The following is a 12,007-nucleotide window of genomic DNA, read 5'->3' on the forward strand; positions in this document are numbered from 1 at the left end:
GGTTGCCTGGCGCCAGGCCAGCCGCAACGCGCCGTCCGGCGCCGCTTCAGTGGCGGTGGTTGTGGTCGTGAGGGTGATCGTGGTCGTGGCCGTCCGCCTCGTCCTCATCGTCCTCATCTTCCTCATCTTCGTCATCCTCCGCGTCCGGGTCCGCCGGCACGGGCTCTTCGGTCAGGGCGAACGGCAGCACGTCTTCCAGATTGTCGGACCAGGCGGACTCTTCGCCGTCGTGGTCCAGCTTGATGAAGCGCTCGCCTTCGTTCAGCGAGATCTCGACGGCCCAGAGGTAAAGGCAGTCGTAGGTGTCGTCATCGGACTGGGGCAGGCCGCCGCGGTTGCCCAGCAGGCGGGCGCCGGGGCCGCCCAGCTGCACATGGGTCTGGTCTTCGTCGGGCTTGGCGTTTTCATCCATGGGCACGCCAAAGGTCACCCATTCGGTGCCGTCATCGCCCAGCACCACTTCGGCCAGCACGGGCTTGCCCAGATAGGCGCTCAAGGCGTCGGCGGTCTTGGCCAGCATGTCCAGTTCGGCGGTACTGAAATGGGTCAAGGAGGCGGGAGGAGTGGCGGAGGCAGACATGAAGAGGGTTCCTGGGCGCGATGAAGCCGCGACGGCACGGCAAGATACGGGCCTGCTACAGGCCCTGGCTACAGCCGTATTGTCTCGCGATCGGCCGCGCCTTGCATCAGGCGCTTGGATGACGCGGTTTCCCGGGGTCATGGCGCGGGCGCGCCGCCCTGGCTGCGCCTGCGCGCATTGTCGGGCGATTCGCCGGTGAGCCGTTGGAACATGGCGATGAAGGCCGAGGGCGTGCTGTAGCCCAGTTCGCGCGCCACGGACTGTACCGGCCGGCCCGCGTCCAGCATGCCCAGGGCGCTGACCACGCGCAGCCTCAGGCGCCATTCATTGAACGACATGCCCAGGTGCTGCTGGCAGTGGCGCAGCAGCGTGCGTTCAGTGATGTTCGCGGTGGCGGCCCAGTGCGCGGCGCCGCGCTTGTCGCCCGGGCTGTGCTGCAGCGCTGACAGGATGGGCGCCAGCACCGGGTCGGCGGTGGCGGGCAGGTAGCTGGCGTAGGCCCGCGCCTGGCGGATCTGATCGATGACGATCTGCGCCATGCGCCGGTCTTCCGGCGTATCCGGATAGCTGATGCCGCGCCGCTCGAAGTCGCCCAGGATGGCGCGCATGACCGGGCTGATCTCCAGCGTGCACGGTTCCTTGGGCAGGCCGGCACAGGCCGCGGCGGGGATGTCGATGCAGGCGTAGTGCACCTCGCCCTCGTTCTGGCAGCAATGCTCGACATGCGGCGGTATCCAGATGGCGTACTGCGGCGGCGACAGATAGGTGATGTCGCCTATGCCGATTTCCATGATGCCGGAGATGGCGAGGTTCAGTTCCGCCCAGGGCGAGCTGTGGCGCTTCATGCGGGAATTCGGCGTGAAATGCAGGATGCGGCAGGCCAGCGGGTAGGGCAGGTGGCTGGCCAGCGCGGGCGCGGAGTCGGCGGCGGACATGTCGGAACTTCGTTTGGTTTTGTCTGTTTTTCATTATATACATCAAGTCGGACAGAACCTACACTGCTCTCCTCTTCTTCTTGCCTGTGCATTGCCCCCATGACGCGCGTCTCCACCCCGCATATTCCCGCCCGTTACCTGCTGTACCCGCTGCTGGCGGCCCTGATCTGGTCGGTCAACATGATCGTCACCAAGATGGCGGCCAGCGCCATCGCGCCGGCCGCCATCGGCTTCTACCGCTGGGCCCTGGCCGGCGTGGCGCTGACGCCCTTCGTGCTGCCGGGCGTCTGGGCGCAGCGCCGCCAGATCCTGGCGAACCTGCCCAAGCTTGCGGTGCTGGGCGGGTTGGGCATGGCGCTGTACCAGGGCCTGGCCTATGTGGCGGCGGCCAGCACCACGGCCACCAATATGGGCATCATCACCGCGATGATTCCGCTGATGACCATAGCGGTGGTGGCGCTGTTGCTGCGCGAACTGCCCTCGGTCATGGCCATGCTGGGCGGCCTGCTGTCGCTGGCGGGCCTGGCCCTGCTGATCGGCGAGGGCGACCCCGCGCGCCTGCTGGAAGTGGGCGCCAACCGCGGCGACCTGCTGATGGGCATAGGCGCGTTGGCCTATGCGTTGTATGGGGTGCTACTGCGCCGCTGGGCCTTGCCCGTGGGGCCGTGGCAGTCGCTGTATGTGCAGGTGGCTTTCGGCGTGCTGTTCCAGCTACCGGCCTTCCTGATGGCGCCGCCGTCGCCGCTCAATGGCGACAACCTGCCGCTGGTGCTGTACGCGGCGGTGTTTCCGTCGCTGTTCGCGCCCTTCCTGTGGATGCAGGGCGTGAAGCACCTGGGACCCAACCGCGCCAGCATTTTCCTGAATGTCATGCCGGTGGCCACGGTGGCGATCGCGGCCGTGTTTCTGGACGAAAAACCCCACCTGTTCCACATCGTCGGCGGCGCGATGGCGCTGGCCGGGGTGATGCTGGCGCAGACGGGTACAGGGGCCCGGACGGCGCGGCCCAAGGTCGCCTGACGGCCAGGACGGGGCGCGCAGGCCGGGTATCCGGCCACGGACACACGCGGGTCAGGGTTCCGGCCTACAATCAACGGTTCATCAGCTATATCACTCCTACGAGCCCATGGCCCAATACGTCTACACCATGAACCGCGTCGGCAAGATCGTGCCGCCCAAGCGGCAGATCCTGCGCGATATCTCGCTTTCGTTTTTTCCTGGCGCCAAGATCGGCGTGCTGGGCCTGAACGGCTCGGGCAAGTCGACGCTGCTGAAGATCATGGCCGGCGTCGATAAGGAAATCGAGGGCGAAGCCATCCCCATGCCGGGCCTGAACATCGGCTACCTGCCGCAGGAACCGCAGCTCAACCCCGAGCACACGGTGCGCCAGTCGGTGGAAGAGGGCCTGGGCGCCGTCGTCACCGCCAAGAAGCGCCTGGACGAGGTCTATGCCGCCTATGCCGAGCCGGACGCCGATTTCGACGCGCTGGCCGCTGAGCAGGCCGAACTCGAAGCCATCATCGCCGCCGCCGCCTCCAGCGGCGCGGACGATATCGAACACCAGATGGAAATCGCGGCCGACGCGCTGCGCCTGCCGCCCTGGGACGCCATCGTCGGCAAGCTGTCCGGCGGCGAAAAGCGCCGTGTTGCGCTGTGCCGCCTGTTGCTGTCCAAGCCCGACATGCTGCTGCTGGACGAGCCCACCAACCACCTGGACGCCGAAAGCGTGGAATGGCTGGAGCAGTTCCTGCACAAGTTTCCGGGTACCGTGGTGGGCGTGACCCACGACCGCTACTTCCTCGACAACGCGGCCGAATGGATCCTGGAACTGGACCGCGGCTACGGCATTCCCTGGAAGGGCAACTACAGCTCGTGGCTGGAGCAGAAGGAAGACCGCCTGAAGCAGGAGGAGTCGTCCGAATCCGCCCGCCAGAAGACCATCAAGAAAGAACTGGAGTGGGTGCGCCAGAACCCGAAGGGCCGCCAAGCCAAGGCCAAGGCGCGCCTGGCCCGCTTCGAGGAACTGTCGTCCTACGAATACCAGAAGCGCAACGAAACCCAGGAAATCTTCATTCCGGTGGGCGAGCGCCTGGGCAACGAGGTCATCGAATTCAATAACGTCAGCAAGGCCTATGGCGACCGCCTGCTGATCGACAACCTCAGCTTCAAGGTGCCGCCTGGCGCCATCGTCGGCATCATCGGCGCCAACGGCGCCGGTAAGTCGACGCTGTTCCGCATGATCGCCGGCCGCGAGCAGCCCGATTCGGGCGAGGTCAATATCGGCCAGACCGTCAAGCTGGCCTACGTCGACCAGTCGCGCGACGCGCTGGAAGACAAGAAGACCGTGTTCGACGCGGTGGCCGACGGCGCCGACCTGCTCACCGTGGGCAAGTTCGAAATGTCCTCGCGCGCCTATCTGGGTCGCTTCAACTTCAAGGGCGGCGACCAGAACAAGGTCGTGGGCCAGCTGTCGGGCGGCGAACGCGGCCGTTTGCACATGGCCAAGACGCTGATCGCTGGCGGCAACGTGCTGCTGCTGGACGAACCGTCCAACGACCTCGACGTCGAAACGCTGCGCGCGCTGGAAGATGCGCTGCTGGAGTTCCCCGGCAGCGTCATGGTCATCAGCCACGATCGCTGGTTCCTGGACCGCATCGCCACGCACATCCTGGCCTTCGAAGGCGACTCGCAAGTCGTGTTCTTCGACGGCAACTACCAGGAATACGAAGCGGACAAGAAGCGCCGCCTGGGCGAAGAGGGCGCCAAGCCCAAGCGCCTGCGCTACAAGGCGCTGAAGTAATCAGCGCCCGACAAGAATCCCGGCTCCGCGCCGGGATTTTTTTTGCCGGCGTTATGCTAGAGACTTCTTTCAGGAGTCTCCACGCCATGCTGCTGTCCGCCACCGATTCCACCCTGCTGATCGTCGACATGCAGGGGCGCCTGATGCCCGTCATCCATGACCACGAGGCGGTGCTCAACGCCGCCCACAAGCTGGCGCAGGCCGCGCGCCTGCTGGATGTGCCGGTGGCCGCCACCGAGCATCACGCCAAGATGCTGGGCGCGACCGTGGAGCCGCTGCGCGAGCAGATTCAGACCACGTTCCAGAAGATGCACTTCTCTTCGGCGCTGGAGCCGGGTTTTGAGGCCTGGCTGCCGGCCGCGCGCAAGACCATCCTGGTGGCGGGCTGCGAGGCGCATATCTGCGTGCTGCAGACCGTGATCGGTTTGATCGACCTGGGCTATCACGCGGTGCTGGTGTCGGATGCGGCCGGCTCGCGCAAGCCTGCTGATCATCACGCGGCGCTGCGCCGCGCGCGTGCGCATGGCGCTGAAATCGTCACGTCCGAGATGGCGATATTCGAGTGGATGCGCACTTGCGAACACCCGCGCTTCCGCGAGGTGTTACGTCTGGTCAAATAGCAGCAGCGTGCTGCAACAATGTCCCTGGGGCGCGCAAAGATTAACTCGCCCTTTGACACAATTCATGGGCAAACTTCACAGCCAGGGCAAGAATATTTTGCGATCCTGAAGGTTCCAGGCCCATATGGGTACCGCGCGCTCGCATCCAGTTTCATGCGCGGTTCTCGGGTACGAGAATAGGAACCACAAATATGAAAATCGCATCCCTCTCCAAAATCTGTGTCGCGCTGGCGATGACCGCCGCCATGGCCGGCTGCTCTTCCTGGGACGGCATGAGCCATCGCCAGAAGAGCGCCGTCGGCGGCGCTGCCTTGGGCGGCGTGGCAGGCGCCGTGATCACCAACGGCGGCATCCTCGGAACGGTGGGCGGAGCGGCGATCGGCGGCGTCATCGGCGACCAGGTCGGCAAACGTTAAGGCTTGCGCTGCTCCAGAAACCAAATGCCCGGCATCGCCGGGCATTTTTTTGACCGTGGTGCGCGCCAGGGGCGGCGCGCAGCCGCATCAGGTCTCGTTCTGCGGCATTTCGATCTTCACCTCCAGGACCTCCAGCGTGTCCTGGCGTTCCAGGTGCACCTTGATGTCCTCGGGGTTGATCTTCACGTATTTCGAAATGACGGCGATAAGCTCCTGCTGCAACTGCGGCAGGTAGTCGGGCGAATCGCCGCGGCCCCGCTCGTGGGCCAGGATGATCTGCAACCGTTCCTTGGCGACGGATGCGGAAGTTTTCTTTTGACCGAGCAGAAACGACAGGAAGGACATTGCTTACTTGCCTCCGAACAGGCGTTTCAGGAAACCGGGCTTTTCGTAATCGGTAAAGCGCAGGGCCTTGTCTTCGCCAAGGTAGCGGGCCACGACGTCCTTATAGGCTTCGGAGACGTCGGTGTCTCGCAGGTGGATGGCCGGCAGGCCCTGGTTCGACGCTTGCAGCACCGCTTCGGATTCGGGGATCACGCCGATCAGCTTGATGCGCAGGATGTCCTCGATGTCGCCCAGCGACAGCATTTCGCCATCGACCACGCGCTTGGGGCTGTAGCGCGTGAGCAGCAGGTATTCCTTGACCGGCTCGTCGCCGTCCACGGCGCGCTTGGACTTGGCGGCCAGGATGCCCAGGATGCGGTCGGAGTCGCGCACCGACGAGACTTCCGGGTTGGTCACGACCAGCGCGTCGTCGGCGAAGTAGGCGGCCATCAGCGCGCCCGTTTCGATGCCGGCGGGCGAGTCGCAGACGATGTAGTCAAAGCCCATGCCCTTGAGGTCATTGATGACCTTTTCCACGCCTTCTTGCGTCAGCGCGTCTTTGTCGCGCGTTTGCGAGGCGGGCAGGATGAACAGGTTCTCGAGCTGCTTGTCCTTGATGAGAGCCTGGTTGAGCGTGGCTTCGCCCTGGATCACATTGACGAAGTCGTACACGACGCGACGTTCGCAGCCCATGATCAGGTCGAGGTTGCGCAAGCCGACATCGAAGTCGATGACAGCGGTCTTGTGGCCTCGCATCGCGAGTCCTGCAGAAAAACTGGCGCTGGTCGTGGTTTTGCCCACGCCGCCTTTGCCGGAAGTCACCACAACAATGCGTGTCATGACGATCAAACCCTTATGTTCGAATAAATCGCGTTATCGTAAAGCAAAAAGCCCTTGTAAGGCTTCTTACAGGATGTGTGGAAATTTGCGCGGGTGTCCGTGCGTCCGCGCGGGCCGCAGCCGGCGCTGGTTTGCCGGCTATCAAGCCTTGAGGGCTTCGATGCGCAGCGTCTCGCCGTCCAGGCGGACCAGCGCGGGCTGGTTATGCAGCGTGCGGTCCAGCTTGTCCTCGACTACGCGGTACACGCCGGCCACGGCCAGCAGTTCAGCGTCCAGGTGGGTCGTGAAGATGCGCGCCGAGGTGTCGCCGCGGGCGCCGGCCATGGCTTTGCCGCGCAACGGGCCGTAGACATGGATGTTGCCGTCGGCAATGACTTCCGCGCCCTGGCTCACCATGCCGATCACCACCAGGTCCGTGTGACGCGCGTAGACGCGTTGGCCGGAACGCAGCGGCTTGGTGATGACCAGCGCCGACGACGAGTGCGGCGCGGCGGGCGTGGGGCTGGACGCCGAAGTGGTGTTGCTGGCCGCGCGCGCGGGCAGCGGTTCGCCTGCGGGCTTGCCGGCAGGCGCTTCCGGCTCGGCGGCAGCTTCGGTGGAAACTTCAGTGGGCGCGGGCGCGGTTTCGATCGCGGCGGCAGGCACCGAGGGCACCGGGGTGGAGACGTCGTTGGGCGGCGCGGTATCGATCACGGGCGCGGGCCGGGCCGCGGGGGTGGACAGTTCCACCGGGGTCAGGCCCGCGGCGCGCGCGGCTTCCAGGTTGGCGCCTTCGGCGACCACGCCGATCGGAGGCAGGTTGTGGCCGCGCAATGCCGCCACCAGGGCGGTCCAATCGATTTTTTCCTCGACGCGGCTGGCGTCCACGACCACGGGTTCGTTTTCGAAGAAGCTGCCGGCATCGGCCATGCGCTTGGCCAGGGCGGCATTCAGGCGGTCAGGGTCGGCGCTGTGCAGGACCACCCGGATGGCGTAAAGGGTGGCGCTTTTGAAGTCCAGGGCTAGGGATTCAGTGTTCATCTTGATTGTGGCTGGCGGTCTTGGGGCCGGGAAACGGCGCGCTCGACCGGCTGCGGGGTTCGGGGGATGATAACCCGCCCAGGGGCAGCATGCGCGGGCGGCGGATCCAAAGAAAAAGGCGCCTTTCGGCGCCTTTTCCCGGCAATGCGGACGCCAGGCGCGTCAGCCTTGCGCCCAGGAATCGCGCAGGGTCACGATGCGGTTGAGCACGGGCGCTGCGGCGGTGGATTCCTTCAGGTCGGCGGTGAAGTAGCCCAGGCGCTCGAACTGCCAGGTGGCGCCCGGCGTGGCGACGGTGCCCGGCTCCAGCCAGGCCGTCACGGTCAGCTTGGAGTTCGGGTTCAGGCAGGCCAGGAAATCCTTGTCGCCGCCGTCGGGGCGCGCGTCGGCGAACAGGCGGTCGTACAGGTGGATCTGGGCGGGTACCGCGTGGGCCGCGCTGACCCAGGTGATGTTGCCCTTGACCTTGACGCTGTCGGCGCCTGGCGTGCCGCTCCTGGTTTCCGGCAGGTATTCGGCCTGGACCTCGATGACGTCGCCGGCTTCGTTCTTGGTGAAGCCGGTGCAGCGCACCACGTAGCCGTACTTCAGGCGCACGGTGTTGCCGGGGAACAGGCGGAAGTACTTCTTGGGCGCTTCTTCGCGGAAGTCGTCGCGCTCGATCCAGAGTTCGCGCGACAGCGGGAACTCGCGCACGCCGGCTTCCGGATCGTGCGGGTTGCGCGGCGCGGTGCAGATCTCGGTCTGACCTTCCGGGTAGTTGGTGATGACCAGCTTGAGCGGATCCAGCACGGCCACCGAGCGCGGCGCGATCGGGTCCAGATCGTCGCGCACGGCCTGCTCGAGCAGGCTGTAGTCGATGCGGGAATCGGACTTGGACACCGCGGTGCGGTCGCAGAACAGGCGGATCGAAGCAGGCGTGTAGCCGCGCCGACGCAGGCCGAAGAGGGTCGGCATGCGGGGGTCGTCCCAGCCGTCCACGTGGCCTTCGCGCACCAGTTGCAGCAGCTTGCGCTTGCTGGTGACGACGTAGCTCACGTTCAGGCGCGCGAATTCGTACTGGTGCGGCAGCGGCTGCGCCAGCTTGCCGAGTTCGGCCAGGCGCGCCAGGATCCAGTCGTAGAACGGGCGCTGGTCTTCGAATTCCAGCGTGCAGACGCTGTGCGTGATGCCTTCGAGCGCGTCCTCGACCGGGTGCGCCCAGCTGTACATCGGGTAGATGCACCACTGGTCGCCGGTGCGGTGATGGTGGGCGTGGCGCACGCGGTACATGACCGGGTCGCGCAGGTTGATGTTGGGCGAAGCCATGTTGATCTTCGCGCGCAGCACCAGGCTGCCGTCCGGATGCTTGCCGTCGCGCATTTCGCGCAGCAGCGTCAGCGACTCGGCGGCCGGGCGGTTGCGCCAGGGCGAGTCGGTGCCGGGTTCGGTCAGCGTGCCGCGGTTGGCGCGGATCTCTTCGGGGCTTTGCTCGTCGACGTAGGCGTGGCCGGCTTCGACCAGCGCCTCGGCGAACTCGTACATATAGCCGAAGTAGTCGCTGGCGAAGTACAGGTTGTCATTGCCGTCGGCCTTCCAGTCGAAGCCCAGCCAGTGCACGGCCTCAATGATGGCGTCGACATATTCCTGGTCTTCCTTTTCAGGATTGGTGTCGTCGAAGCGCAGGTGGCAGACGCCGCCGAAGTCGCGCGCCAGCCCGAAGTTCACGCAGATGCTCTTGGCGTGGCCCAGGTGCAGGTAGCCGTTGGGCTCCGGCGGAAAGCGCGTGCGGATGCGGGCCGGATCCAGTCCGCCCTGCTCTTGCAAGGCCGCCGGGCCAGGCTTGCCCGCCCAACGCTTGCCTGCGAAGCGCTGGGCTTCGAGGTCGTCTTGAACGATGTTGAGCAGGAAATTTGATGCGGCAGGGGTCGGCGTCGTGGCGGAGGTCATTCTTGAAAGAATAGGAAAAAGCAGCGACAAAGAGTCAATTTTGCCACGTTCCGCAGGAGAGGCCTTTTCGCGGCCGGTGCAACCGGTTTCAAACTGTCCCCACAGTGATGTAACTGGCTCTACACTACGGGCCATCATGGACATATCCACGTTATCCCTGGCCCGCGCGCAGTTCGTGGCCAGCCTGAGCTTCCTGGCGTTCTTCCTGGCCTTCTCCCTGGCGCTTGCCTGGGTGTTGCTGTTCTTCAAGATCAGGGCGCGCTGGTCCGGCCATGGCGGTTGGACGGCCGCGTATCGCTTCTGGGTGCGCATCTTCGCGCTGGCCTTTGTGCTGACGCTGGCGGCCAGCGTGCCGGTGCTGATCCAGCTGGGCAGCCTGTGGGCGGGCCTGATGGACAAGATCGGTAACGTGGCCGGCCCCTTGCTGGGCTACGGCATTCTCTCGGTTTTCATCCTCAAGTCCTGTTTCCTGGGCGTCATGCTGTTCGGCCAGCGCCGCGTGTCGGATGGCGCCCATACGCTGGCCGTGCTGATGGTGGCGGTGGGCCAGCTGGTGGCGGTGTTCTGGGTGCTGGCACTGCAATCCTGGATGCAGACGCCGGACGGCGCGCTGCTGGTCGACGGCCGCTACCAGGTCTACGACTGGATGGCGGTGGTGCTGAATCCGTCGGTGGGCTGGCGCATGGCGGTGGTGGTGGTGGGAGCGGCCCTGGCCGCCTCGTTCCTGATGATGGGCGTGACCGCGCTGCAGGCCTTGCGGCGCCCGCTGGGCGACGGCGAGCGCAATACCTTCAAGACCGCCCTGGTGGTGGCCGTGGTGGCGGCCTTCATGCAGTTGCCGGTCGCGACCGGCGCCGGCCAGATGACCGCCAAGTTGCAACCGGCCAAGGCGGCGGCTGCCGCAGGCTACTGGGAAAGCGGCGCGGAGCCTCAGCTGGTGCTGTTTGCCTGGCCCGACGCGCGCGCCCACGAAAACGTGGCCGACCTGACCCTGCGCAATACGGGCGGGATGTGGCTGCACCGCAACCAGGACGGCACCTACCGCGGCCTGGACAAGTACTCGGGCATGCTGCCGCCGGTGGCGCTGACCTTCTGGTCGCTGCGCGTGGCGGCCGGACTGGGCCTGCTGATGCTGGCCGTGGCCTGCGTGACCTTCCTGTGGACGTTCCGGCGCGGGCTGGATCCGTCCACGCTGCCGCAGTGGTGGCAGCGGGTCCTGTGCGGCATGATGTTTTCCGGCGCCATCGCCGTCGTGGCCGGATGGTGGGTATCCATCCTGGGGCTGCAGCCGTTCGCGGTGAACGGCACCATCACGCAATCCGAGGTGCTGGGCATCGTGGCCTCCAGCACCGTGCTGTATGGTTTGATCGCCTATGGCGTGCTGTACCTGCTGCTGCTCGCGGCCTTTGTCGGCATGCTGTTCCACGCGGCGCGCTACGGCGTCGTGCCTGTGCGCAAACTGGGCGGGGGTACGCCATGATCGCCATGTTGGCCGCCTCCCAGGGCCTGAACCCCGACGATCCTTCGTTCTGGATGCCGCTGGCCTTCATGGCCCTGCTGTTCGTGGTGATCGCCGCGGGCATGGTGCTGGACGGCTTCGATCTGGGCGTGGGCATTCTGCTGCAGCTGGCGCCGGAACATGAGCGCGGCCGCATGATGAGCCTGCTCAGCCCGTGGCGCGACGCCAATGAATTCTGGCTGCTGCTGGGCATGGGCCTGTTCGCGGCGGCGTTCCCGTTCGCCTGGGGCGCGGTGCTGGGCAAGCTCTACGGGCCGCTCACCTGCATGGTGCTGGGCGTGGTGCTGCGCAGCGTTTCGTTCGAATTCCGCATCCGCGCGCGCAACGACATGAAGCCGCGCTGGATCTTCGGTTTCTGGGCGGGGTCGCTGATCGCCGCGTTCGGCCAGGGCATGCTGCTGGGCCGCATTGCGACCGGCTACCAGTCCGATGCCGGCTATGGCTGGTTCTCCATGTTCGTGGGCCTGTGCGCGGTGGCGGCCTACGTGCTGCTGGGCGCGTCCTGGCTGGTCATGCGGGTGGACGGCGATTTGCAGCGCCGCGCCGCCAACTGGGCCCGCCACGCCATCCGCTGGACGGCGGTGGGCATGGTGGCCATCGCGGTCACGCTGGGCCTGGCCAACGCGGGCATCTTCTACAAGTGGAGCAACATCGCCCACCTGAGCCTGGCGGCCACGGTCTGGGTGCTGATGCTGGCGGGCTTCGTGGCGGCCGAAATGCTGCTGGCGCGGCTGCCCGGGAAGGCCGACCGCTTCAGCTGGCTGCCGTTCGTGCTGTGCGTGGCCCTGTTCCTGCTGATGCTCAGCGGCCTGGCCTACAGCCTGTTCCCCTACCTGATCCTGGACGACATGACGCTGTGGGACGGCGCGGGCGCGCTGGGCTCGATGCGCCTGGTGCTGGCCGGCGCGGTGGTGGGTATTCCGGTGGTGCTGGTGTTCAACATCCTGGCCTACCGTTCGGTGTTCGGCAAGGAGCGCGCGCCGGTGCCGCTGCTGCCGCCGCCGGGCTGATCCGGCCGGGATGC

12 protein-coding genes are annotated in these 12,007 nt (G+C 66.0%); 6 read left to right on the forward strand and 6 right to left on the reverse strand.

The window, feature by feature from the left end; genetic code table 11:
* Window positions 1-46: 46 nt before the first annotated feature.
* The gene (locus tag IPU70_RS22100; RefSeq protein ID WP_207470355.1) at window positions 47-580 is read right to left on the reverse strand and encodes a hypothetical protein; all 534 of its coding nucleotides are present in this window, start codon (window positions 578-580) and stop codon (window positions 47-49) included.
* A 137-nt stretch (window positions 581-717) separates the two neighbouring features.
* Complete coding sequence (locus IPU70_RS22105; RefSeq protein ID WP_207470357.1) at window positions 718-1,515, reverse strand: helix-turn-helix transcriptional regulator; 798 nt, start codon at window positions 1,513-1,515, stop codon at window positions 718-720.
* Between the two features lie 99 nt (window positions 1,516-1,614).
* On the opposite strand from IPU70_RS22105, the gene IPU70_RS22110 reads away from it, so the two are divergent.
* From IPU70_RS22110 to IPU70_RS22125, 4 genes are all read left to right on the forward strand, one after another.
* Window positions 1,615-2,535, forward strand: a complete 921-nt coding sequence (locus tag IPU70_RS22110; protein WP_207470359.1) for a DMT family transporter — start codon at window positions 1,615-1,617, stop codon at window positions 2,533-2,535.
* Window positions 2,536-2,641: 106 nt separating this feature from the next.
* Window positions 2,642-4,315: an energy-dependent translational throttle protein EttA gene (gene ettA, locus IPU70_RS22115; RefSeq protein WP_013391708.1), complete on the forward strand. Its 1,674-nt coding sequence runs from the start codon at window positions 2,642-2,644 to the stop codon at window positions 4,313-4,315.
* Window positions 4,316-4,401: 86 nt separating this feature from the next.
* Complete coding sequence (locus IPU70_RS22120) at window positions 4,402-4,935, forward strand: isochorismatase family protein (RefSeq protein ID WP_013391709.1); 534 nt, start codon at window positions 4,402-4,404, stop codon at window positions 4,933-4,935.
* A gap of 191 nt (window positions 4,936-5,126) precedes the next feature.
* A complete protein-coding gene (locus IPU70_RS22125; protein WP_042796532.1) occupies window positions 5,127-5,351 on the forward strand; it encodes a glycine zipper 2TM domain-containing protein in 225 nt (74 codons plus the stop codon).
* Window positions 5,352-5,438: 87 nt separating this feature from the next.
* On the opposite strand, the gene minE is transcribed toward IPU70_RS22125, so the two are convergent.
* From minE to IPU70_RS22145, 4 genes are all read right to left on the reverse strand, one after another.
* On the reverse strand, window positions 5,439-5,696 hold the full coding sequence (gene minE, locus IPU70_RS22130) for a cell division topological specificity factor MinE (RefSeq protein ID WP_006217654.1): 258 nt from the start codon (window positions 5,694-5,696) through the stop codon (window positions 5,439-5,441).
* A gap of 3 nt (window positions 5,697-5,699) precedes the next feature.
* The gene (minD, locus tag IPU70_RS22135; RefSeq protein ID WP_207470361.1) at window positions 5,700-6,515 is read right to left on the reverse strand and encodes a septum site-determining protein MinD; all 816 of its coding nucleotides are present in this window, start codon (window positions 6,513-6,515) and stop codon (window positions 5,700-5,702) included.
* Between the two features lie 141 nt (window positions 6,516-6,656).
* Window positions 6,657-7,535: a septum site-determining protein MinC gene (gene minC / locus IPU70_RS22140; protein ID WP_207470363.1), complete on the reverse strand. Its 879-nt coding sequence runs from the start codon at window positions 7,533-7,535 to the stop codon at window positions 6,657-6,659.
* Between the two features lie 162 nt (window positions 7,536-7,697).
* Window positions 7,698-9,464: a glutamine--tRNA ligase/YqeY domain fusion protein gene (locus tag IPU70_RS22145; RefSeq protein WP_207470365.1), complete on the reverse strand. Its 1,767-nt coding sequence runs from the start codon at window positions 9,462-9,464 to the stop codon at window positions 7,698-7,700.
* A gap of 136 nt (window positions 9,465-9,600) precedes the next feature.
* Here IPU70_RS22145 and IPU70_RS22150 point away from each other — a divergent pair, with 136 nt between their 5' ends.
* Entirely contained in the window at window positions 9,601-10,944 is a 1,344-nt protein-coding gene (locus tag IPU70_RS22150; protein ID WP_207470367.1) for a cytochrome ubiquinol oxidase subunit I, read from the forward strand.
* Window positions 10,941-11,993 carry a cytochrome d ubiquinol oxidase subunit II gene (locus tag IPU70_RS22155; protein ID WP_207470369.1) on the forward strand — a complete coding sequence of 351 codons (1,053 nt, stop codon included), beginning with the start codon at window positions 10,941-10,943 and terminating at the stop codon, window positions 11,991-11,993. Before IPU70_RS22150 ends, IPU70_RS22155 begins: the two co-directional genes overlap by 4 nt.
* Window positions 11,994-12,007 lie beyond the last annotated feature (14 nt).

It is taken from the genome of Achromobacter sp. SD115, from assembly GCF_017355315.1.
GTDB classification, from domain to species: Bacteria; Pseudomonadota; Gammaproteobacteria; order Burkholderiales; family Burkholderiaceae_B; genus Achromobacter; species Achromobacter xylosoxidans_B.